The sequence below is a fragment of the Bacteroides cellulosilyticus genome (genome assembly GCF_020091405.1).
Taxonomy (GTDB): Bacteria; Bacteroidota; Bacteroidia; order Bacteroidales; family Bacteroidaceae; genus Bacteroides.
In genome coordinates this window covers 4,266,116-4,290,667 of sequence record NZ_CP081903.1, presented here as the reverse complement: position 1 = coordinate 4,290,667, position 24,552 = coordinate 4,266,116, and the positions used below count along the sequence as shown (strand labels likewise).

20 protein-coding genes and 1 pseudogene are annotated in these 24,552 nt (G+C 43.1%); 9 read left to right on the top strand and 12 right to left on the bottom strand.

All coding sequences use genetic code 11. The features are described 5' to 3' along the window. Positions 1-268: 268 nt before the first annotated feature. Both K6V21_RS16000 and K6V21_RS15995 read left to right on the top strand, forming a co-directional pair. Positions 269-2,692 (top strand): ATP-binding protein, encoded by a 2,424-nt coding sequence (locus K6V21_RS16000; protein ID WP_224319234.1) that lies wholly within the window; start codon positions 269-271, stop codon positions 2,690-2,692. A 51-nt stretch (positions 2,693-2,743) separates the two neighbouring features. Further along, positions 2,744-3,946: an MFS transporter gene (locus K6V21_RS15995; RefSeq protein WP_224319233.1), complete on the top strand. Its 1,203-nt coding sequence runs from the start codon at positions 2,744-2,746 to the stop codon at positions 3,944-3,946. On the opposite strand, the gene K6V21_RS15990 is transcribed toward K6V21_RS15995, so the two are convergent. Next, entirely contained in the window at positions 3,947-4,291 is a 345-nt protein-coding gene (locus K6V21_RS15990) for a type II toxin-antitoxin system RelE/ParE family toxin (protein ID WP_217713339.1), read from the bottom strand. Next, positions 4,291-4,536 carry a hypothetical protein gene (locus K6V21_RS15985; RefSeq protein WP_217713337.1) on the bottom strand — a complete coding sequence of 82 codons (246 nt, stop codon included), beginning with the start codon at positions 4,534-4,536 and terminating at the stop codon, positions 4,291-4,293. Before K6V21_RS15985 ends, K6V21_RS15990 begins: the two co-directional genes overlap by 1 nt. 189 nt (positions 4,537-4,725) lie before the next feature. Between K6V21_RS15985 and fldA the strand changes: the two genes are divergently transcribed. Continuing rightward, entirely contained in the window at positions 4,726-5,232 is a 507-nt protein-coding gene (gene fldA / locus K6V21_RS15980; protein WP_007216208.1) for a flavodoxin FldA, read from the top strand. Between the two features lie 59 nt (positions 5,233-5,291). Beyond that, a pseudogene (locus tag K6V21_RS15975) lies at positions 5,292-5,378 on the top strand (DUF2023 family protein); the annotation flags it as partial. 89 nt (positions 5,379-5,467) lie between these two features. On the opposite strand, the gene ccsA reads toward K6V21_RS15975, so the two are convergent. The 8 genes from ccsA to K6V21_RS15935 form a co-directional block, all read right to left on the bottom strand. Beyond that, positions 5,468-7,528 (bottom strand): cytochrome c biogenesis protein CcsA, encoded by a 2,061-nt coding sequence (gene ccsA / locus K6V21_RS15970; protein WP_224319232.1) that lies wholly within the window; start codon positions 7,526-7,528, stop codon positions 5,468-5,470. Continuing rightward, positions 7,515-8,669 (bottom strand): Rid family hydrolase, encoded by a 1,155-nt coding sequence (locus K6V21_RS15965; RefSeq protein WP_217713335.1) that lies wholly within the window; start codon positions 8,667-8,669, stop codon positions 7,515-7,517. Before K6V21_RS15965 ends, ccsA begins: the two co-directional genes overlap by 14 nt. A gap of 12 nt (positions 8,670-8,681) precedes the next feature. Then, positions 8,682-9,416 carry a hypothetical protein gene (locus K6V21_RS15960; protein WP_224319231.1) on the bottom strand — a complete coding sequence of 245 codons (735 nt, stop codon included), beginning with the start codon at positions 9,414-9,416 and terminating at the stop codon, positions 8,682-8,684. A gap of 18 nt (positions 9,417-9,434) precedes the next feature. After that, a complete protein-coding gene (locus tag K6V21_RS15955) occupies positions 9,435-10,646 on the bottom strand; it encodes a porin (RefSeq protein ID WP_224319230.1) in 1,212 nt (403 codons plus the stop codon). 45 nt (positions 10,647-10,691) lie between these two features. Continuing rightward, entirely contained in the window at positions 10,692-12,125 is a 1,434-nt protein-coding gene (locus tag K6V21_RS15950; protein ID WP_224319229.1) for a di-heme oxidoredictase family protein, read from the bottom strand. A 128-nt stretch (positions 12,126-12,253) separates the two neighbouring features. Next, positions 12,254-13,372, bottom strand: a complete 1,119-nt coding sequence (locus tag K6V21_RS15945) for an imelysin family protein (RefSeq protein WP_007212212.1) — start codon at positions 13,370-13,372, stop codon at positions 12,254-12,256. Positions 13,373-13,412: 40 nt separating this feature from the next. Further along, positions 13,413-14,783, bottom strand: a complete 1,371-nt coding sequence (locus tag K6V21_RS15940) for a hypothetical protein (protein WP_022210573.1) — start codon at positions 14,781-14,783, stop codon at positions 13,413-13,415. A 114-nt stretch (positions 14,784-14,897) separates the two neighbouring features. Beyond that, entirely contained in the window at positions 14,898-15,272 is a 375-nt protein-coding gene (locus K6V21_RS15935) for a hypothetical protein (RefSeq protein ID WP_408912612.1), read from the bottom strand. 99 nt (positions 15,273-15,371) lie between these two features. On the opposite strand from K6V21_RS15935, the gene K6V21_RS15930 reads away from it, so the two are divergent. From K6V21_RS15930 to K6V21_RS15920, 3 genes are all read left to right on the top strand, one after another. Beyond that, a complete protein-coding gene (locus K6V21_RS15930) occupies positions 15,372-15,983 on the top strand; it encodes a TetR/AcrR family transcriptional regulator (protein ID WP_044155328.1) in 612 nt (203 codons plus the stop codon). 339 nt (positions 15,984-16,322) lie between these two features. Continuing rightward, entirely contained in the window at positions 16,323-18,143 is a 1,821-nt protein-coding gene (locus tag K6V21_RS15925) for an ABC transporter ATP-binding protein (protein ID WP_224319228.1), read from the top strand. Next, entirely contained in the window at positions 18,140-19,870 is a 1,731-nt protein-coding gene (locus K6V21_RS15920; RefSeq protein ID WP_224319227.1) for an ABC transporter ATP-binding protein, read from the top strand. The genes K6V21_RS15925 and K6V21_RS15920 overlap by 4 nt, the downstream gene beginning before the upstream one ends. 126 nt (positions 19,871-19,996) lie before the next feature. On the opposite strand, the gene hcp is transcribed toward K6V21_RS15920, so the two are convergent. Further along, positions 19,997-21,649 (bottom strand): hydroxylamine reductase, encoded by a 1,653-nt coding sequence (gene hcp, locus K6V21_RS15915; protein WP_007216197.1) that lies wholly within the window; start codon positions 21,647-21,649, stop codon positions 19,997-19,999. Positions 21,650-21,831: 182 nt separating this feature from the next. On the opposite strand from hcp, the gene K6V21_RS15910 reads away from it, so the two are divergent. Next, a complete protein-coding gene (locus tag K6V21_RS15910; protein ID WP_118221085.1) occupies positions 21,832-22,470 on the top strand; it encodes a Crp/Fnr family transcriptional regulator in 639 nt (212 codons plus the stop codon). Positions 22,471-22,515: 45 nt separating this feature from the next. After that, positions 22,516-23,205: a Crp/Fnr family transcriptional regulator gene (locus K6V21_RS15905; RefSeq protein WP_044271327.1), complete on the top strand. Its 690-nt coding sequence runs from the start codon at positions 22,516-22,518 to the stop codon at positions 23,203-23,205. 50 nt (positions 23,206-23,255) lie between these two features. On the opposite strand, the gene K6V21_RS15900 is transcribed toward K6V21_RS15905, so the two are convergent. Beyond that, positions 23,256-24,545 (bottom strand): alginate export family protein, encoded by a 1,290-nt coding sequence (locus K6V21_RS15900; RefSeq protein WP_224319226.1) that lies wholly within the window; start codon positions 24,543-24,545, stop codon positions 23,256-23,258. Positions 24,546-24,552: the final 7 nt, after the last annotated feature.

Below are 24,552 nucleotides of genomic sequence, written 5' to 3'. Positions count from 1 at the left end.
TTATCTCTGAACTAGAAGCCTAAAAACTCTGTGAACTCTGTGTCCTCTGTGGTGAAAAGATTCATAACCATACTAAAAGACGAAAAACGGCCTATTTTGTACTCATCATCCTTCCTCCTTCAATGGTTCCCCCAAAGTCCCTTCATTAGTATCCATATTGCAAGCAATAACATTCTTTTGACAACAAATTCTTCAAAATATAAAAGTTATCTCTATATTTGCCCACTGAGATTTTAATAAGGAATAGGAAACAGGAGCAAAAAGATATATGAAAGAGAAGCCAGACTTTGACTGTGATAAATATCGCCAGATTGCGCAAATGGCCAAAATGGGTTGGTGGGAATCGGACCTGAAGAATCGCCAATATATTTGTTCTGACTTTATCATTGACTTACTCGGACTTGAAAGTGACCGGATCAGTTTCGAAGATTTCCACGGAAGAATACGGGAAGATCATCGGAGGCGACTCAAAAATGAATACTTTTCGCTCACAAACATAGAAACCTATGAGCAGATGTTCCCCATCCGGGCAAAAGATGGGGAGGACATATGGGTATATTCTAAAATCAGCTTCAAACAACCGGATGAAGAGGGGTACAAAAATACAATAGGATATCTGCAATGTATAGACAAGCAGACTGAAGAAACAAGTGAAAGTACGGACTCTCTCCAGGTAAACAGCCTGCTTTATCAACAGAACAGTCTTTCTTATTCATTGCTCGCTTTTCTGCAATCGGATGATATTACGCAGATCATCAATAAAATATTGGCAGATCTCCTCAAACAAACCAAAGGAGACCGCACCTATATATTCGAAATAGACCGGGAACATAAAGTACAAAGTTGCATTTACGAAGCAACAGCCGAAGGAATATCCCGGGAACTGGATTTCTTACAGAATGTACCTTGGGATGATTCTCTCTGGTGGGATCGCCAAATCTCAGAAAAGAGATCAATCATTCTGAATACATTGGATGATATGCCGCCCGAAGCAAAAATTTACCGTGATACCCTGGAGGTGCAAGATATTAAATCGGTAATGGCGGTCCCTCTCCTATCGAAAGATAAGGTATGGGGATATATGGGCATCGATATGGTCAGAACACACCGCAGCTGGAGTAACATCGACCATCAATGGTTTTCTTCTTTAGGAAACATCATCAGCATTTGCCTCCAATTACGCAAAGCGGAACTTCAGGCTAAAGAGGATCGCCGCGCATTGGATCACAGTGAAAAAATTCTTCGCAATATTTATAAGAATCTGCCGGTAGGTATCGAGCTTTACGACAAAGACGGGTATCTGGTAGATATGAATGATAAAGAACTTGAGATATTCGGCCTGACGGATATGAAAGAAGCACTGGGGGTATCACTGTTCGAGAATCCCAATATCCCCGAAGACGTGAAAGAAAAATTGCGTGCCAGAGAAAATGTGGACTTCTCGATCAATTATGATTTCTCGAAGATCGACCGATACGTCACAAGCCGAAGAAAAGATATTATCAATCTTCAAACCAAGGTGGCTCTGCTTTACGATTCGCAGAATCAATTCAGCAATTACCTGTTTATCAATATAGATACAACAGAAACCACCAGTGCATACACCAAAATACAAGAGTTTGAGCATCTGTTCCTCTTAATAGGCGACTATGCCAAAGTGGGTTTTGCTCATTTCAATGTAATGACAAGAGACGGGTATGCCCAGGATACATGGTATAGGAATTTAGGTGAAAAGGAAAACACTCCCATGCCTCAGGTTATCGGAGTGTATTCTCATGTTCACCCGGAAGATTGCGCTGTTCTGAAACAGTTTGTAGGTCAGGTTAAAGAAGGGAAAGCCACTAGTTTAAGTAAAGAAGTACGCGTCAACAGAGGTAACGGAAAATATTCGTGGACCAGTATAAACGTAATGGTCAGGGATTATCGTCCTCAGGATGGAGTTATTGAAATGCTGTGTATCAACTATGATATCACTCCCTTGAAAGAGACAGAACAGAAGCTGATCATTGCCCGTGACAAAGCCGAAGAACTGGACCGCTTGAAATCTGCTTTCCTTGCCAATATGAGCCATGAAATACGTACTCCGCTCAATTCTATCGTTGGTTTTTCCAGTCTGCTGGCAGAAACAGACGACAGGGAAGAACGTCAGGAATATATCAAAATAGTAGAAACAAATAATGAATTGCTTCTACAACTGGTTTCTGATATTCTCGATCTTTCGAAGATAGAGTCCGGAACATTCGACTTCGTACGTTCCGACCTGGATGTAAACGAAAGCTGCATGAAAATCATCAAATCGATGGAGATGAAAGTGCCGGAAACTGTGGATCTGGTCTTCGAGAAGTATATGCCCGATTGTCATATTTATACAGACAAGAACCGGTTCATGCAGGTCATAACCAATTTCATAAACAATGCATTGAAGTTTACGAAACAAGGCACTATCGCTTTAGGATATGAACAGACGGCACCCCACAAAATAAAATTCTATGTACGTGATACAGGTGTCGGGATTCCCCAAGAGAAAATTGATAGCATATTCGAACGGTTTGTGAAACTTAATACTTTTGTACAGGGCACCGGTCTCGGACTTTCCATCTGCAAAAGTTTAGTATCTCAGATGGGAGGAAAAATCGGAGTGGAATCAACCGAAGGAGAAGGTTCATGCTTTTGGTTTACTCATCCGTATTAATCATTTTATTTTGTACCTTTGCGCCCTATTTACATTAGAGACGCAACCATCATGCAACAGAATACACAACGCCCGGTAAGCTCAATAGCTTATCCGATATTGATCGCATTAAGTATTTCCCATTGTCTGAACGACTTATTGCAATCCGTCATAACCGCCACATATCCGCTTTTCAAAGAGGATTTGACGTTGAGTTTTGCACAAATCGGATTGATTACGCTGGTTTATCAGATGTCCGCATCGGTATTCCAACCCGTATTCGGATTATTTTTTGATAAGCGCCCGTTTGCCTGGACACTACCGATGGGGATGTTGTTCACTATGACCGGATTGTTGAATCTGGCCTTTTCCACGAATCTTTGTTGGGTATTGTTCTCAGTGTTCATCATAGGTATAGGTTCTTCCGTACTTCACCCGGAAGCATCCCGCATCACTTCGCTCGCCTCCGGAGGCAGAAGAGGATTGGCACAATCCCTGTTTCAGGTGGGTGGAAACCTGGGAGGATCATTGGGGCCGTTACTGGTAGCTTTAATTGTAGCACCTTATGGCAGGCACAACATTGCATTATTCGCAATTTTATCAGTGATAGCAATCATGGTAATGATACCTGTCGGCAAATGGTACAAAGGATACATTACCCGGATGAAACGTGATCATATTGCCCTGCAACCTCATATGCAGATGCCTTTGCCTATGGGGAAAACGGTTCTTTCCATTTCTATCCTGCTGATACTTATCTTCTCCAAATATATTTATATGGCAAGCTTAAGCAGCTATTATACTTTCTATCTGATTGATAAATTCGGAGTAAGTGTGCAGGACTCCCAGCTTTACCTCTTTGTGTTTCTTGTGGCTACAGCCATCGGTACACTGATGGGTGGTCCTATCGGAGATCGTATCGGAAGAAAGTATGTCATCTGGGGTTCCATCCTCGGTGCTGCACCTTTCAGTATGCTGATGCCTCATGTTGGCTTGCTTGCCACAATTATTATGAGTTTCTGTGTCGGCCTGGTTCTTTCATCTGCTTTCCCCGCCATCCTGTTATATGCGCAGGAGTTATTACCCAGTAAACTGGGACTGATCTCCGGACTATTCTTCGGATTTGCTTTCGGAGTAGCAGGTATTGCCTCGGCTGTATTGGGAAATATGGCGGATAAGTTCGGCATCGAAGCTGTTTATAATGTCTGCGCTTATATGCCGTTACTCGGATTGGTTACCTGGTTTTTGCCTGATCTGAAGAAAAACCGTAAATAATTAAATATTTCCATAAGGAGATGCTTCTTCACAGACTCCTATCGGATAATCTTTTAAAATATCAGGATTACGGTGAATATGCCAAAAAAGATGAATTCTTATAATATCTCCCCTTACGGAGTATATTATCTTATAAGGTTTCACTAAAAGAAATCTGTATTCATGCTCTTCATCAGTCAGTAACCACTCGATATTGCCGATTAAGGGATTCTGTTTTAAAGTATTTATTTTTTCTCTGAGTTTCTCTTTATATTTCAAAGCAGTCTGAGTACCAAATTTCACTTTTCCATATTTAAAAATCTCACCGATCTGGCGTCGTGCTTCAATGTCGTATTGTATTTTCATTATTGCAGTGCATTATAAAACTCTTCCATTTCCTCTTCACTCACATACTCTCCTTCATCAAAGCGCTTTTCGGAGTCCTGTAACTGTTTTCGGGCCTCTGTGACACCCATCTGATAAGGAGCATTGGTCAGATTTCCACTTCTCTGTATAATATCTTTTATAGTATCGAGCACCTCTTGATTATTGATGTTCAACACTTCCCTGGCCAATTCCGCTTTATAAGCTTCCAATTCTAAAGTGTTCATAATCGATTTATTTTAGTATCCGTCAGCAAAGATAAATAAAACTTCTATATTTCAGAATGGATTATCATTTGTTTTCAGACATACCTATAAGTGGTTAGGTACAAAGAAACATTTCATTATTTGTGGGTATTTCATAAACCCCTCTGATGCCGTTACTTTGCAACCGTACAAATTAAACCATTTTATAGTATGAAGAAAATAGGAATTTTTTATGGCTCCTCAACCGGAACAACACAAGGCATTGCCGAAACAATTGCTTCTAAACTTGGTGTCCCCGCATCCGATGTAATCGATGTCAGCAAAATGAATGCCGACATGGTAAAGGAATATGAAGCTCTTCTCTTAGGAACTTCTACCTGGGGTGACGGTGAACTGCAGGATGACTGGTATGATGGCGTTAAAGTGTTGAAGGAATCAGACTTGAAAGAAAAAACAATTGCTCTGTTCGGTTGTGGTGATTCCGAATCTTATTGCGATACATTCTGCGATGGTATGGGTATCATATACGAAGATATCAAGGATTCCGGTTGCACCATCGTTGGTAAGGTGTCTGCAAAAGATTATTCTTTCTCCTCCTCTATTGCCGTTATCGACGGTATGTTTGTCGGACTCGCTCTTGATGACATCAACGAAAGTGATAAGACGGAAGAACGTATCGACGCTTGGGTGAACGACATAAAAAATCACTTGGCATAATTTTCTCTTATTCCATAGCTTATGACAATATCTGACATTAATCCGGTAGAATTGAAAGAGAAGATTTTATACTCGGGGCAATGTTAGGTTATGATATATGTGCGCAATGCGAACAGTACTGTGAAAGAAAAGTCCGGTGCGCTTGATTAACTTTGCATGTGTTTAGTTAGTTGTTTTTGTAGAAAAAGCCTGCGGATTCCGCAGGCTTTTTTATTATATTATCCGGAAATAAGCGTCAGGCATAGCTATGCATACCACCCAGCAGATAATTTACTCCGAAGTAAGTCATCAGCACCGTAAGGAAAGCCAACACCATATAGGCATGGAAGAATCGGGGTTGCCGAAAGACAGCAAGCGATTGTCCGTGAAATGCCGCACCATAGATTAAAAAGGTGATCAAAGCCCAGACTTCTTTCGGGTCCCAGGCCCAATAGCGCCCCCATGAAACATTCGCCCACACAGCACCAATAAAAATCCCCGCCCCCAGACAAAATACTGCCGGATAGAGCATCAACCGACTAAAAAGCATCAATTGCTCCACACGGACCTTACGCTGTTCCTGAATCTCCGAATCGATTACCTTTTTTCGCCAGCCTCCTATGCAGAATGCCAGTAATCCATTTAGCATCATAAAGGCAAACAATGCATAAGATACCATAATCAGAGAAACATGGATACTTAACCAAGGAGACAGCAACACAGGCATCAGAGGAGTGATCTGAGGATTGTTCTGCCCAAGATAAGCTACTAATAAGGCAAAACCCGAAATAATCAACCCAAAAGGTAAAGTAAAAGAGAAGCGATGCCGGAATATGCACGCAAGCAGAAGTGTACACAGTGCCATAAACTGCATGGTTTCATATCCATTGCTCAGCGGAATACGCCCACCAATATACCACCGCAAACAGTAGCCAAAGAGTTGAAAAAGAAATGCCACATAAAGTGCAACTGTAAAAACGCTCCATGCCTTACCTGCCGAACAATGCATGCTGCAATAAAGTAAATAGAAAAATGCCAGCATCCCTACAGTCAGATTGAACATAAACAACAGTTTGCTGAATGGAATGCGATTGTACAGTATTTCAGCCCGCACCTTTACGTCAGACAGTGGTTTTATACTCCCATCTTCCGGTAAAGGACGGATAAGCGTTCCACTCCGTAGCATCAGTATCAATCCTACCTTTTCATCCGTTTCCATAATAGCCTTTTCCAACGAAGTCATTTTCATATGCGGCTTTTGTCCGACCTTCCAAAACTCCTGCAAGCGATAGTTTTGCCCATCAAACAAATCAGTAAGACGGGCATAGGAAGAAGGTAATCGAAGTAAATGACGAAGTTCCGCACTCTTGATATAAATCATCGGTTCATTCTGCCAAACCTCCGGACGGAGTAACCAACCTCCGACAACCTGTTCGGGTGTCATGCCACCATAAGAAGATTTCCCAGTCAGTTTCAATACAAAGTCTCGTGCAAGTGTATTAAAAGGTACTATGCGATCATGATAAATCACTTGTTTGGATGCCAGACTATCCGCCTGTCTGAGTGCAAGTGCCGGAAGGCTTCTGTTTTCTGCTTGCACCACCATTCCCGTAGCCATGAGCAACCACACAAACATTCCCCCTTTTCGAAGCAACGGATGCCTGAGCAATCTACGGAATTCCCCACTATAACTGACAAGCATCCACGACATGGAAATACCCAACAAAATATATCCTGCATACGTAATTCCTATTCCCCACGGGTCATAATTCACCGACAACCAGCTCCCCTCCTTATCACCATCAAAAGAAGACTGGTAAAAGCGATATCCCTGACGAGAGAGGATACGATTCATGGAAACAGGTTCCGCACCACGGATATAGCTGACATAATCTGCCGGAGCTTCCGTCCCCGGATAATACTCCACCCGGAAACTGTCCAGACACAATGTGAATGGTAATTCGATTACCCGCTTACTGTCTTGGTCTATGAAAGTTCCCACCTCAGTGCCTACAGTGAGATGCATATATCCTTTTTTGCTGCATGAAAATGTAATCATGGCTCCCACCAAGATAACGAGGAAGGAGCCATGCAACAACAATGTCGGGAGATGCCGCCACAACTGCCGCTTAACCAACACGGCAACTGCCAATGCGGCAAGTACTCCCCACAAACAACAAAACCAAACTGTATGATAAACATACTTTTCTACAAACTCTGTTCCGTGTACATGCTCCACAAAGGTCACCATAGCGAGCAAAGCCACCAGACAGATATATAAAAAGACGAGACTTTTCTTCAAATTAAAAAGGTGCATATTCCTTATTCTTCAAAGCCTTAACTCCCATACATTCCATTTCGATCAACCATCCGGGACGACATACAGGCGCATGTACAAATACTTTAGGAGTATCCGGGAAACGCTTGTCATACATACTCTTCACAACGGCATAGTCTGCAATGTCACGCAGGTAAACAATCATATGTCCCAAATCATCAAATGTGCACTCCGCCTCTTTCAGCAAGGCTTCTACATTTTCCCACATCCGTTCCGTCTGCCTGCGGATGTCGCCGGGGTATACCACTTCCCCTTTATTGTTGATACTTGCCGTACCTGAAATAAACACTTGACGCCGGTCACCGTAATCGACATACGTTCCGCGTTCAAAGCTGACACCATACTCATAAGTAGGATTCAGATGCGTAGGAGCATAAAGGAAGTGTATCTGTTCCGGCTTTAAACCTGCCACAGCATAGGTATCCATTTGCACCAATACTTTAGGATCAGCATGACGTCCGCCGATACCTGTACTGGCAATATAGTGTGTTTTTTCCGTCAAATTCTGAGTGACGAAAACCTCATTACGTGCCTTTACCACACCGGCATAATTCACATCCACATTCTGTACGAAGAACCAGGTACGGATACAGTTATCCGCCAATTTACATCCTTGTTCCATAAGTTGCATCACGTAGTCATTCAGCAATAAACGAGTCTGGTATTCAGAATTTGCAGCACGATTGAAAACACTGCCTCCCCACAGGTGGCGGTACGCATTGTGCTTTACTTCAAACAGTCCGTTGTGCAGCACTTGTGTCTGCACATTGGTCTGTAAATAAGCCCACAAAGCTATTTTCGTCCCATCCAAAGGGGGTTGCTCTACCACGGAAAGAGCACAGTCGGAACTTTCGGTAGTGATAGCCAGCAGGAGGTCAGCCTGATTGGCGGTATCACTCAGGAAATAACGTTTAAACACAGCCATGGCACCTTTCAATTCACCTGCAAGCAAATCGTTGTAGGCATTGGCTACTGCATTTAACTGTTCCTCATAAGTGTCTTCCGGCCGAATAGAGTGAATCATTACATGAAACTCTGAAACGCCTTCTTTTACTTCATATTTAAAAATCTCGGTTAATGTATTCTCTGATTGGTTGGTTGGTTGTTTTTTGTTGTTCATTTCCAATATCGTTTACTCGTTATTCAAAAAAACACCTTCGTTTATCCAATTATCTATCAGTTTCAATAAGGGTTGCTCATCTTCTGACAGCATATCGGTATGGTTCATACTCGTATCACCAGCCCTGTTCAAGACCAGATGTAGAAAACTCTCTTCTGCACTGCCGGGTTTCACCAATAGTATATCACTATTCTTATGCGCCGGCTGGTTGACCAACGCATTATAGCTCTTACCCTCCGTCAGAAATAAATTACCCGATGCAGAACCGGTCTGCCCATGGCACGCTACACATCTTTTATCGAAAACCTGCGACTGGATGGAACTGAACATACCCACGTCCAGTGTTCCCACATCCATTAATATAGTATCTGTAATAGCTGCGAGTTCTTCATCTTCCATCGTCTTAAATTCGACAATACATTCGCGCAAACGACTGATAACACACAATTTGAGTGATTTCACATCATCACTGATACCTCCCAGTGTCATAACGATATCTGTTCCGTCAGCTACATTGACTGGCAGTGATTTCGTTATAACGGCGTATTCACTTTTATCATTGAAACCTGCCACAACGACACTATAATCATCCGTCCAATTGCTGATACCACTGAAACGACCTGTCAACTTTAGGACACGGCCGCCACGCTGCACCTCTATCTCCTTCTCATAGATTCTTCCATCATCACATGAACAGAAGCAGACTGTCATCCAGATAGCCGCAAAGAATAATATACATTTCTTCATAACTACTCTCTTTCTTTTTTAGAAAGTATATTGCAGCATTACTGTTGCAGAATGAGTGGCCAGACCTAAATTATCATTATCTCGGTCAAGTTGTGTATCATGCCCCGTACGGGCAATATACTGGTACATAGCCTGGAGTTTCAGGTTACAACCCTTAAAGAAATAATTCATACCCACAGCCGGCATATTCAAAAATCCGTCATCGCCGGTACCGTTACGGTTAAAGAAGTCATAACGCAAGGCAGCCTGCAAACGGGGAGCAACAAAGTAACCGCCCTGTACATAACCACCCAAGTAATTGTAGCTTTCATTAATTTTCTGGCGTTTCGTGAAGCCCACATTCATATAATATGCTTCGGCACCCAGATACAGTTTGTTCTTTAACATGGCAAATTCCACTCCCACACGGGTATCATTGGTACTTTCATTCTCACTTTCCACATTGATTGAAGCCGATACACCGAACATGATCTTATCTTCATTCAAACGGTTAGGATTACCTTGAGTGGACGGCATCACACCTTTAGGCATATAAGTAAAGCGCCCCGCATACAGTAAAGAAGGGATATGCCAATCATCACTCAGAGTTTTTGTAGCTGTATTTACAGAAGAACCGGTACCATTGAATAAACCTACTTCATAGCCAAATTTATCAGCTAACAATCCGTGAACTTCAACACCGAGGTCAAAACCGGTACCGATGTTAGGCGTTACCGCATTCAAGGAATAAGGCAGAATGACAGCAGAAGTCAATGATACTGGCAACTGCGGCAACAATGTTTCGCCCAACGTCGTCAGATAAGCATGTGAGAAAGGTGTTTTGAATTTACCGACACGCACGGCAAACTGTTTTTTAAGTTGTACATCGAACCATGCTTGTTGAAGCAATGCTCCCCCACTGGCAGCCGCATTGATAGAAAGATTAAAGGCTACTTTACCAAAAGCTTTACCAGTGAAGCCCAATACAGCATAGGGAATTGAGAAACCGGAATTAGCTACATTATCCTGATTGTATGCCTTATCCAGACCTTCATCATCATACCAATTGAAATTTGCACAAGTCTGTACCAACAGATAGGGCTTGAATACAAAGTCTCCCTTCTTGGTTTCTATCGTAAATCCCTCTCTTCCGGCAAGTGACACTACACCGTTTTCTGTATCTTCTTCATGCTGTGCCATAGCAGCCAACGAAAGGGCAGCCATTACAACCATTAAAATTAATTTCTTCATAATTGCTTGTATAATACTTATTGGTTTTATTGTTCGTTATTTGTTTTATAATGATTTCAGGAATGCGACCAAAGCATCACGATCTTCTTTACTCATCTTTTTGAAGAGATTCTTCGATGCTTCACCTTCACCACCGTGCCACATGATAGCCTCAACATAGTTGCGGGCGCGTCCATCGTGCAGGAAGTAAGTATGACCATTCACAGTTTCCTGCAATCCGATACCCCAAAGCGGAGTCGTACGCCATTCGTTGCCACGGGCCAAACCGCTTACGTAGTTATCATTCAGTCCTACGCCCATAATTTCAGAGCCCATGTCATGAAGCAAGAAGTCCGAATATGGATGAATTGTCTGACTACCCAGCCAGGGAAGGCGAGTTCCGTTCAACAGTACAGAACCACGTGGTTTTGTGTGCAAGGTGGTTACATGGCAGAGATGGCACTTCGCCTTATAAAAATTCTGCTCACCCTTGATTACTTGTTCATTATTCACATTGCGACGTGCCGGAACACTAAGGCTCTGCATGTAGAGGTCTACATTCTCCATTTCTTCCGTAGATACATCCAATTGAGCATAAGAAAGTCCCATCATACTGCCTTGATTTACTTGTGCCTGTCCTTCACAGATTTCTTCGGGATAGCGGCTGTTCGTAACTCCCATATCGCTGGAGAAACCAAGTTCCACTGTCAGGTCGGCATGCTGTGCTTTATTACCGGACAAGCCTAAACTTCTCACTCCTCTCTCGGAGATATAGTTGCAACGGCCACTGATACCATATTCCGGATAATTACTTTTAGCAGCCAAAGCTTCAATTTCAGTGGGATCGAGCGCCATCATTTGTCCCATACCTACGTGGCGCAAAGGAATACGCACCGTACAGAACAGGTCTTCGGGTTTGACGCTGTCCGCATACCATTCATAAATAGAATAATTGGGTTTGCAGAGTTCATACGTCTCACCATCAGGGAATTGGAAAGTCTCATAGGTATATTCCACTTTCAGTTTTCCCTCGGGCTTCACACCATAAATAGCCTGATCATGAAGCACACGTCCATAATCCTGAAAGAAAGCTCCATTCTTACGACTAATATAAACCAACATAGACGAAAAGCCGGAGCTACCGGAACCACCTTCGCTCCACAAGGTAGGTTGCGTACGTCCGGCATTTCGGTGACAGCTACCACAAGAATAACCGGCATAAACCGGTCCCAGTCCTCCACCTATTCCATTACTACTGGTGCGGATATCATCATACAATTTGTCACCACGGGTGAAACGTTTATCGTATGCTCCTGTTATCCAGTCAGCCGACCTGTCATAAGCATAAGAGGAAGTCAGGAAGTTGGTAGCAGTACCGGCAGAGAGGGCAAAGCCGGCAGGTACTTCTATATCATCCACATCAATTCCATCATTTTCGCAAGCAAACAATGCCAGAAGCGAAAAACAGATTGGAAATGAGTATTTTAATAAGCCATTCATTCGTTATTGAATTATTATTGCAAAATACGTAACTAACATTTATCTTTTTAACGCAGATGTTGCGGAAACAACAGAATATTCATTATCCCGCTGTTTCCGCAAAATCTTATTTCTAACAAGTAAAAATCTTACTGAATGGTACGGGCTTCACCATCTTTGAAGATCAAATATTCCAAAGTGTGGTAACCACGCAAAGCTTGTGCACCGGCAATTTTATCATCTTCTTCATCATAGTCACCATCCCAGTTTAAGTCTGAATAGTTACCGGACGTCAGGATCTGTACGATACCATCCTGGTCAAGCGGCCAGCTATCCATATTGGGGTCAAGACCTTTGTCGGCAACCGGACCAAAAAGGAATGCCTCACTAGTTTCCCACGGTGTACGAGCAGCAAGCCATGCTGTGGCGCAAGCCTTGAAGTTAGCATTGCTGGGAGAAGTACGGAATGTCTCAACAGCATCGAAAAGAGCCTGATTTCCCGCTTTCAAATCAGAGTAAGTAGGTAATACAACTACATCCACATAATTTTTTACGACTTCAGCTAGCACTGTTTTATCAATACTTTCGATACAATTCTTCAAACTTCCCTTGAGTACTCCCTCTAAAGTGGCACAAGCTTCCATAGCACTTACTGCTTCCGGACTATTGATATTGTTGCGGAAAGGACTCGGGATAGCCCAAATTGCTGCTGCTGCATCATCAATCGCCTTTTTTACTTCAGTATCAAGATTAGCATTTACTGCAGCTACTGCTTTTGAGAGGGATGACTCGCTAATAGCTCCTGTACGTGTTCCGTAATAAGCATTACGAATAGAATAGATATTGTTACGATAGTCTTCACGAGAATGCCAGCTATACCATGACTCTACAGCATACAAAGCCTTTTCTTCATTATTATGTATGAAAAGATCGTAAGGGTCACCAATTTTGGCAGTACCTACTTCATTGGCAATGTCTACACAGCCGTCAATCAACTGCTCAACACTCGTCAAAGCATCTTGATTCTTAAAGAAATCTGCATAGCTTCCACCTTCATTGTATTTAACCGCCCAGTCATCATAAAGAGCAGTAGCATCATTCACCAACAATTGTGCAACTACTCGCATGTAATTTCCCCAACTACTTGCATTCTCTGCCGTATAGTCAAGATTTTTAGCGTCTATAGTCGTAGTGTCATCATCACTACAAGCCGTAATGGAACACATCATGCCCAATGAAAGAGCCGACAAATAAAAAAACTTTTTCATATTACTTAAACATTAAATTAATTATAAATACCTATTTGAACTATCTCTTGGTAAACCAACCGACATAAGCTATGCCGATAGCAAATTCATTTTCATTGTTATATTTAGTCGATCCAAATACCTTGTTCGTACCAATATGACGGGTAGTATAATCGGCCTTCACAACCAGATTCGGCAATGCAAACCAGTTAACTCCTGCCGTCCATTTGCTTACCTGACAGCGTTTCTCCATTGTAGCTGAACCTTCTGCCTCTTCCTGCGGGTTGTAGTATTCATAACGGGCATAAGGGTAAATAACCGGACATTTCTTCTGCGAGAAGAAAGCACTCAGGTTGAGACCAGCCTCCAAGCCATAGCACAAGGCATTCTTAGCTACATTACGCATAGCACCATGATAATAATTAGAGTTATTGGAAAGAGTAACCTTGCTGATCTTGGAAGAATTCTCTAAATCACCATAAATGATATTACCACGAGCGGTAACATATTTATTTTTATACTGTGCATCGGCAGAGTAGATTTTCACTGATGAGCGACCTACGCTGCTATACTTATAATTCTTATCAGCATTGGCCGTCACGTCATTACAATAGTAAAAAGCAGCACCTACACGCAGTCCCGGTACCCCTTTATAGTCCAGACGTGCTACATAAGCAGGCGAAGTAAAGTTATCTTGTTCAAAGAGTCCCTGCTTACCACCGGCAACCCAATTATCGCGACCAAATCCATCAGCATTCAAGCCAGCAACAATCATTGCCTGATAATCAAAGCGCGCATATCCTTTACCAAAAGAGCCGAAGAATTCCAATCCTGTCTCATGCCAGGTAGAAGGAATAATTGTGGTTTCACCCTCAGGACGAGATGTTCCAAAGAAGTTGATAGGCTCATGGTGTGCATTGGTCAAACCCATAGGTACAATCAAATGACCGGCACGAACATTGAAAGCCGAATGTATCAGACGGGTAATATGAAACTGCTCAAGAGCGACTTCTCCACCCTTTTCCATTTCTGTTTCATACTCACCGTTTTCTGAATTCTCAAGTTCTGTTTCAATACCTACACCTCCTGCTTCAAACTCTATTTCAGCACCCAGTATCCACTTGGAATTAAACTTGTAGTCAAAAGCCAACACAAAACGAGGAATTGCAATGGTATTGCGATGATCACTGTTATCGACCCCACCATAGAAACGATTCGTTCCGTAGTTCATAAACTTTGCTACCATTTCTCCGTATCCACCGAAACGGAATTTTTCGTAGTCGTCATCTTTTGTTACCTGTTTTATTCTCTCTTTCTTTGCCGTAGTTTCAGATACCTCTTCTGTTGAGGTTACTTTTTCAGGTTCATTAGCCCGTAAAGTATTGTTAAAAAGCAAGAAACCTAAGGCGAATAAGCAAGTTAATTTTCTCATCTTTTATCTTAAATTTTGTTGGCGCAAAGGTAGAGGGAGTTGAAAAGGCGGGCAATACCCAAATATGAGTATTATGTTATTAAAAATAATAACAAGTAGGTACTTAAACGAACACTATTTATTTTTGTTCTTTTTTTTTACAAAGCAGTAATTCGCTAAAAAGACAGTCGCAAAGATCACAGCAATCCAGATAAAACTAATAAATATCAAATAGCGATTATAAATGTACTCTCCCTCTTCAGGAACATGATTAAGCATACATAGCAAACAGTTACACTGAGGATTATCAGCATCATGAGAAAAGTAAGAGTACAGTAAAAAAGATAAGCTACCTGCAAAAAGAATAATAATAGCTATTATTCCCCATCTCTTACAACTTAAAGGTCTGCCAATTGCCTTTTTATGATTGGTTAGTTTCACCATATAGTAGTTTATAGTTAGATTATACGCGCAAAGTTGCATGCTTTCAGTGACCTTGGCAATACCCAATAATTGTGATTTTTATAAAAATCTAACAAAAAACCATCATTAATGGGTATTTCAGAAAAGGCGGATTCTCCCCTACTTTGCAGTCGAGAAATAAAACTTATGCAATACCCTAAAGATGACATACAAAAAGAAATTTTGAAAGCTGCCGAAAAGGTATTCCTCGAAAACGGCTTTCCAAAGGCTTCCATGCGTGAAATTGCGCAAGAAGCACAGGTAGGGTTGAGCAATATCTATAACTATTTCAAAAGTAAGGATGATATTTTCTGTACGGTGGTACGGCCTGTAATCAGTGCATTCGAAAGAATGCTGCACGAACATCACGGTCGTTATGGAGCAGATATCATGGAGATGTATTCCACAGAATACCTACGATATGTGATAGAAGAGTACATGACATTGATACAAAAGCATCGCAAATTGTTGGTATTGCTATTTTTCCATGCACAGGGTTCTTCACTGGAAAACTTCAAGGAGAACTTCACCGAACGCTCCACATCACTCGTGAAAGAGTACTTCAGAGATATGAAAGAGAAACATCCGCAAATGAATATCAATGTAACCGACTTTTCTATCCACCTGCATACGGCATGGATGTTCACCATGTTTGAGGAATTGATCATGCACCGAGTCGGGATAGAAGATTTGGAACAGATAGTCACAGAATACATCACATTCGAAGTAACTGGTTGGAGAGAGCTTATGAAAATATAAGTTCTCTCTTTTTTTGAATGAATCTGAATATTGTTCGTTATTAAGCACCGGAGAGAGCCGGGTTATAAGTAGAGGTCAACCAGGATGCCTATATGACTGAGTATATCATCATCCGTATTGATGATAGGCATCATTGGCATTGATGATATGAATCATTGGCATTGATGGTATGAATCATTGGCATTGATTGTAGGAATCATTGGCATTGATTCTATACTCAGTATAGGAGTCATCACAGATTAACAGTAGGCACAGGCTATTACTCTTTATCCCTTAGCCCTGCAAAGAGTGAATGCCTGCCCCAAAAGAGAAAACTCACACTAAACAAAATTATAAATTATGAAAGAGAAACAGAAACAGAAAAAAGGAATCGCCCGCCTGTTTGAGATTGCAGGCGAGCGGAAAGGCTTGCTGATCCTGGCCGGAGTTCTTTCGGCAGGCAGCGCTACGTGCATGCTGGTTCCCTACTGGTCGGTATACCGCGTATTGCAAGAATTGCTGCATCACGCCAGTGATTTAGGGAAAGTGGACAGCGGAGTACTGATATATTGGGGGTGGTTCGCCTTCTTCGGACTGATCGGAGGATTATTGCTACTTTATGCGGCACTGATGGCCTCACATGTAGCAGCTTTCCGTATCCTATACGGATTACGTATCAAGCTATCGGAACACATCGGACGCTTATCGTTAGGATACCTGAACGGTACATCTACCGGAAGCATCAAGAAAATTATGGAACAGAATGTAGAAAAGATTGAGAACTTCATTGCCCATACCATCCCCGACCTTGTGAATGTATTGGCTACGGTCACTCTGATGTTTATCATCTTTTTCTCCCTGAATGGCTGGATGGCTGCGGTCTGTCTATTCTGTATCGCATTGAGTATAGGATTACAGTTTGCCAACTTCTTCGGGAAAAAGGCACAGGAGTTTACTAAAATCTACTTTGATACACAGGAACGAATGAGCGCCTCAGCCGTACAATATGTACGCGGCATGCCGGTCGTGAAAATCTTCGGTCAGAGCGTCCGGTCATTCCGCCGTTTCAATAGTGAGATTGAGGCGTATAAGGAATATGCACTGAAAGTATGCGATACATACGAACCCGGCATGGTGGTCTTCACCATATTACTGAACTCACTCATTACGTTTATTCTGCCGATAGGTTTACTATTACTGAGTCATGAGCCACAAAATCTGGCATTAGCCGCTGTCTATCTATTCTTTATTATTATGGGTCCCGGAGTAGCCTCCCCTATTTATAAACTGATGTTCCTCGGATCGGGTACACGGGAAATAGACGAGGGCGTAGAACGTATTGACCGTATCTTTGCCGAGCCACCCGTACCGGAAGCACAAACACCGCAAGTACCCGCCGGTTATGACATTGAATTCCTCAAGGTTAGTTTCGCTTATGAGAATAAAGCGGAGACAACTCGTACCGAAGCGCTACGCGACATCACCTTCACAGCACGCCAAGGTGAAATTACGGCACTCGTAGGCCCCTCAGGTTCAGGAAAATCTACAGTAGCCAATCTGATTCCCCGCTTCTGGGATGTAGTGGAAGGCGAAATACGGATCGGAGGAGTCAACATCAAAAATATTCCCACCGAAAAGTTGATGGACATTGTTTCCTTTGTTTTCCAAGATAGCTTCCTTTTCTTTGATACCCTCTATGAAAATATCCGGGTAGGAAACTCCAGTGCAGGGCGCGAGGAAGTGATAGCTGCCGCAAAAGCCGCACAGTGCCATGAGTTTATAGAAAGCCTTCCGCAAGGTTATGAAACCCGCATCGGAGATGAGGGCGTCTACCTTTCCGGTGGCGAGTCGCAACGTGTCTGTGTGGCAAGGGCCATCCTGAAAAATGCCCCTATCCTGGTGCTGGACGAGGCGACTGCTTTTGCCGATCCCGAAAATGAATATAAGATGCAGCAGGCTTTGCAACATCTGATCCAGAATAAGACGGTTATCATCATTGCACACCGTCTCTCGTCCATCATTTCGGCACAGCAAATCATCGTACTGAACGAAGGAAAGCTCGTACAGCATGGGAAACACGAGATATTAAGTAAAACGGAAGGATTATATAAGAATATGTGGGACGCTTATACGGATGCGTTCCGCTGGGAACTAAACAGTAAGAAGGAGGTAAAAGAATGAATGCAATAGAAAATATTACGATAGGGCACACCGAACGCCTTCGCAAACCTGTGGGCTACACGATGCTTGCCAACCTGGTAAATATTGTCCCATTCTGCCTGTCTATCGAAGCAATCAACGTGATATTCCGTGCTTTCGATGGCAGCGGAATGCCGCTGGACACTCAACGGCTCTGGACTATTTTTATCCTGCTTGTAGTGTATGTATTTGTCATGGCGTTGGCCGAAAAGGTTTCCTACCGCGCCAATTTCCGAGGTGCCTATGAAATGAGTGCCGCAGGACGTGTCAGCCTGGCAGAGCATTTGCGGAAACTCTCATTAGGCTTCCTGTCACGCCGCGATCCGGGTGATCTTTCCTCCATGCTGATTACAGACTTTACTATGGCGGAAACAGGTATTTCGCATCATCTGCCCCAATTGATGGGTGCACTGGTGATGCCTGTACTTGCCTTCCTTGGCTTGCTATGGATAGATTGGCGAATGGCCGTTACCATGTTTATAGCCCTGCCACTTGCCGTAGGAATATTGCTGGGCAGTACTTACCTGCAATACAAACTGAGCGGCAAACAGATTGCTGCCAAAATCAATGCAGGCAATCGTCTGGAAGAGTACTTGCAGGGAATACGGGTAATGAAAGCATATAATCTGCTGGGCGACAAGTTTGTCCGTCTGAAGAATGCCTTTGCCGAACTACGCCGTGCCTGTATCCGCCAGGAAGCATTGCTCGGCCCGTTCATACTGCTTTCCGTAACGCTGATACGAGCAGGTCTGACGTTGATGATACTTTGTGGAACGTACTTATTGATAGGAGGAGATTTATCCTTGCTCACGTTCGTTATGTTCCTCGTTGTCGGTTCCCGCGTCTTCGATCCGCTGACTTCGGCACTGACCAACTTTGCAGAATTCCGATATTTCTCCATTGCCGGAGGGCGTATCCTGACGCTGATGAACGAACCGGAAATGCAAGGAAGTAAAGAAGCCCCGGAAAGCGGTGATATCACTTTCTATCACGTATCATTCGGCTATCAGAAAAAACAGGTACTGCATGATGTATCGGTAACACTGCGTAAGAATACACTCACCGCTCTGGTAGGTCCTTCGGGCAGTGGAAAAAGCACCATGCTGAAACTATGCGCACGTTTTTACGATCCGCAACAGGGACAGGTTTTATTTAATGGAGTAGATATGAAAACCCTGGAACCGGAATCGCTGATGAGTCATATCTCAATGGTATTCCAGGATGTGTATCTGTTTCAAGATACTATTCGCAACAATATCCGTTTCGGCAAAACCGACGCTACGGACGAAGAAATAGAAGCGGCGGCCCGCAAAGCATGTTGCCACGATTTCATCATGCGATTGCCCAAAGGATATGATACGCAGGTCGGTGAAGGTGGTTGTACCTTGTCCGGTGGAGAGAAGCAGCGCATTTCCATCGCACGTGCTATATTGAAAGAAGCTCCCGTAGTGCTTCTGGATGAAGCAACGGCTTCACTCGATCCGGAAAATGAAGTGGAAGTACAGCGTGCCATCAATACATTGATTGCAGGACGTACGGTAATCGTGATTGCCCATCGCCTGAAGACGATCAAGAATGCAGATAACATCATAGTATTGGAGGAAGGACGCATTGCTGAACAAGGTAAGCATCAGGAACTACTCGATAATAAGGGGCTATACGCCAAGCTATGGAATATACAGGAAAAGACATTGGGGTGGAAGTTGTAAATTTCAAAGACCACTCAAGAAAATCCTACTAAAATAATAATTCGCCCCTACAAATTAATCACGATATGATTAACTTGTAGGGGCGGGAATTATCCATCCGAATATACTTCAGAATTTATTAATCATTTATGATAATTGGAACATCTTCAAGTCATCTTCCACATCACTGATGGTACCTATCTGAAAAGTATCTACCAAGACTTTTGCCACATTGGGCGACAGGAAGGCAGGCAGCGTAGGTCCTAAATGGATTTTCTTCACACCCAGACTCAACAAGGCCAGCAGTACGATAACGGCTTTCTGCTCATACCAGGCAATGTTATACACAATCGGGAGTTCGTTAATATCATTCAGTTCGAACACTTCTTTCAGTTTCATTGCAATGACTGCCAGTGAATAGCTGTCGTTGCACTGTCCTGCATCCAGTACACGTGGAATGCCGTTGATATCTCCCAGAGGCAACTTATTGTAACGATACTTGGCACAACCTGCTGTCAGGATGACTGTATCTTTAGGCAACGCCTTGGCAAATTCGGTATAATAATCACGTCCCTTCATACGTCCGTCGCAACCTGCCATAACTACAAAGCGACGAATAGCACCGCTCTTCACGGCATCCACCACTTTATCTGCCAGTTGCAACACCTGATTATGGGCAAAACCACCGATGATTTCTCCACGTTCTATTTCCGTAGGCGGTTGGCATTGCTTGGCTATCTCGATAATTTCGGAGAAGTCTTTTCTACCTTCGGCATCTGCCTGAATGTACTTGCAACCGGGATATCCGGTGGAATTTGTTGTAAACATACGTTCTTTATATTCAGCATTTGCCAACGGGGGGACGATACAGTTCGTTGTAAACAGGATAGGACCATTGAAAGTAGTGAACTCTTCACGCTGCTTCCACCAAGCATTTCCATAGTTGCCTACGAAGTGGGAATACTTCTTGAAAGCAGGATAATAGTGAGCAGGAAGCATTTCGCTATGTGTGTACACGTCGACTCCCGTACCTTCGGTTTGCTTCAATAGTTCTTCCATATCTTTCAAGTCATGGCCGCTTATCAGAATACCCGGACGCTTCCCTACTCCGATATTTACTTTTGTCATTTCCGGATTGCCATAGCGTTCGGTATTTGCTTTATCCAGTAAAGCCATAGTCTTCACACCGTATTCTCCGGTCTGGAGCACCATCTTCACCCATTCGCCTGCCGGAAGTGATTTTGTGGCAGTGGCGGCCAAAGCATGTTGCATAAAAGTATGGATAGAAGCATCGTCATATCCCAGACGCATGGCATGTTCCAGATATGCCGCCATACCTTTCAGACCATAGGTCATCAATTCTTTCAGGGAACGCAGATCTATGTCGGGCTCACGCAACACACCCACGCTTTCCGCCTTGGAAGCATACTCATCACGTCCGCCCTGCCATTGCAATTCGTCGATTTCAGGCAGGGAAATACCTTTTTCTTTGGCTTCTTCTATTAAACGGTTACGCAATGCCATACCTTTATCCACCCTGTTCAGAATGCTTTCATCATCGAAATTGGCATTTGTAATGGTACAGAATAAGGCATCCACAACAAAACGATTCACTTCGGCAGCTACAGGATGTCCGGCGTTACGGAACTCATCGGTAACGACCGATATTCCACGTACCACGAACATCAGCAAATCCATTGCCTTTGCTGTATGACTTTCTTTTCCACACATACCTTTCAAAATACAACCGGTGCCTTTCATTGTCTCCTGACACTGGTAACAAAACATTTTAGCTTCCATCATCTTATTCTTTTAGTTATAAAATTGATCTTTAGATAAGATAAGCTGCATCCCAGCATAACTTTTCATGCAAGCATGAAAGTTCTGCATTCGATTTGTATTATCTTTGTGCAAAGATGGAGAGTTTATGGCAGGTAAATTGTCACGTATGTTACACCCAATCACAAAAAACTTAAAAAAGAATGGAACCACATATATTATTACAGATGCCATTATTTCGAGGCATAACAGAAGAAACGCTGTTAAAGTTCGTTCTGTTGCACCAACATACCCTTAAATCTTATAAACCGGGAGAGTTTATCGCCATGCAGGGAGATATTTACCGCTCTCTCTATATTCTGTGCAATGGAACAGTACGTACGCAAATGGTCAGTGCAGAAGGAAAACAACTCACCATAGAGACCCTCCGTGCTCCGAAACTCCTTGCACCAGCTTTCATCTTCGCTTCCGAAAACCGTTTCCCGGTGAATATCGAAACCCTGGAAACCTCGGAAGTATTGATTCTGAACAAGGATGCTTTTCTGGAATTCATGCACCAGTACCCGGTCATCATGCAGAATTTCCTGAAGTTGATTTCCGACCGGAGCTTGTTTCTATCCAAGAAGTTGAACGAGTTTGCCTTACAAAGCCTGAAATCCAGATTGCTCAATTATGTAAAGATGCATGGAGGCATCGGTTCCCAACAGGAAGTGGCACATATACTTGGGGTAGCCCGTCCGTCATTGGCACGTGCCATATCTGAACTGAGCAATGAGGGCTGCATACAAATAGAAGGAAAAGAAATGTTTATTGACGAGGAGAATTCAAAGAAATACTTTTAATTCTACTTTTTCATCGTATCTTTGTACAACCAACTACCTAATATAATGAGGAAAATAACATTAACCGACAAACATCAGGAATTACTTTTCCAGATTCCGCTGTTTCGTGACCTTCCCCTTAACATCAAGCATTCGTTGCTCGACAGATTGGATATTTCCCTGTACTCGGTCGACAAAAAAGATATCATTGCCACCCAGGGAACACTCTGCAAGAAATTATATGTATTGTTGGAGGGGAAACTACGGGTAGATATTATCGACGGATTGGGAAATGAAGTCATGATAGAATATATCGTTGCGGCACGTGCATTCGCCACTCCTCATTTATTCAGTTCAGACGGAGTGCTGCCGGCAACCTTTACCGCCATGGAAGACAGCACCCTGCTCACCGCCAGCAAAGAGTCCATGTTCAAGCTTATCAGCGAGGAACCTAAAATATTACACAACTTTCTTTGCATCACGGGTAATTGTAATGTCTGCACAGTATCCCGCCTGAAAACCCTATCACGGAAAACAGTGCGCGAACGTTTCGTTGTCTACTTGCTGGAACACAAGAAAAAGAATTCTTCAACGGTCAACATCATCCACAACCAGGCAACCCTTGCCGAATATCTGAATGTAACCCGCCCTGCACTATCGAAAGAGATTAATAAGATGATAAAGGAAGGTATTATCGATATGGATGGAAAGACAGTGCAGATACTCAATGAAGCTATATTAGAAAGGTACGTATAAGAGCTTCCTCCTGATACGTACCTTCATTTATTCTCTCTCTTACTACTGTTTTACCACTTCACAAACAGCACTCTGGGATTGATGTTGACAGACACCCATCCCCAGTCTTGCCAGCTTTTATGATTGCCGCCTTTCACGATGTCCATCGTCTCCGTTCCGCGCATAATAGAATATCCGGCGGAGAGTTTCACATCCTTCATCACCGACCAGTTAATCTGATAATCGACTTCCGAACCTAATGCTTTCTTCAGATTCGGCAACTTCACCGCAGTTGAGAAATGATGGTAGTTCAAGTCCATATCCACCTTATCGGAAGCACGGAAACGTAAACCCAGACGTTTGTCAAACAAGCCGGGAGCATATCCGGGTTTAAAGTCGGACGCGTAGAAATAATCCATAGCTCCGTAAAACTTATGATGTGTGCCATACAGAACATTGAATGCCTTATACTTGTCACTGTCACTGCTGTTTCCACTTAGATAATCGGCGCTTGTCACTATCGTCCAAGTAGGTTTAAGGTTGTATGGGAAAGCATAAGCCACTTGCAGGCTGGCCATGAAAGCAGATACCTTCTGCACATTTTGGTTCTTGCCCGTCTGATAATAGAAGGCGCCGTCTACATTCCACCCATTTTCCCTGTAGGTGATATAAGTTCCCATTGTTTGCAGATAACGGGTGTGAGACTCTTTAGTAGCGGCATCTCCGGTTTCCAATCCCAGATTCATGAACAGTAAGGATGCATCAAAGGGAGTATAATCGGATTTATAGTGATACCAGAATGTCTGCATATTCTTGTAAGGCTGCGCCCCGGCCTGCACGTAATAGGTACCGCCTATCTTAGTCTCGTCATTCTGGTTGAAAGCGAGGATAAGATGCAATTGGTTGTTGGGGTCGGCATAACCCAGTTTCAATGCATCATGATAGCGTCCGGCTATGTTCCAATCCAGTCCGCCCAGAATGCGCTCGTCATCATACGAAAGGGTCTGACGACCTAATTGTGCAAAGAAGTTTTTACCGAAATTCAGTTTAGCCCATGCCTCGTTCATGATGAAACGTCCATTCTTGTCAATCTGCGGATCTTGTCCCCATACCCCCACATGCTGAGCCGAGATTTTCATTTGCAAATCAGAACGCTTGTACTCCATAGAAAGGCGTGCACGGTTATTGATGAATCCCGCAGGTTCCTCTCCTTCATTACGGGGCATCAGAGCACCGTTACGATATTCCGCACGAGGTCTGATCTGGATGGACATTGTAAATTCATTCTCTTTTTCTGTTGTTTGCGTATACGCCATGCTTGGCAAAAGCATGAGAAGCATTGCCCAATAAGTAGTTTTCATAATGATT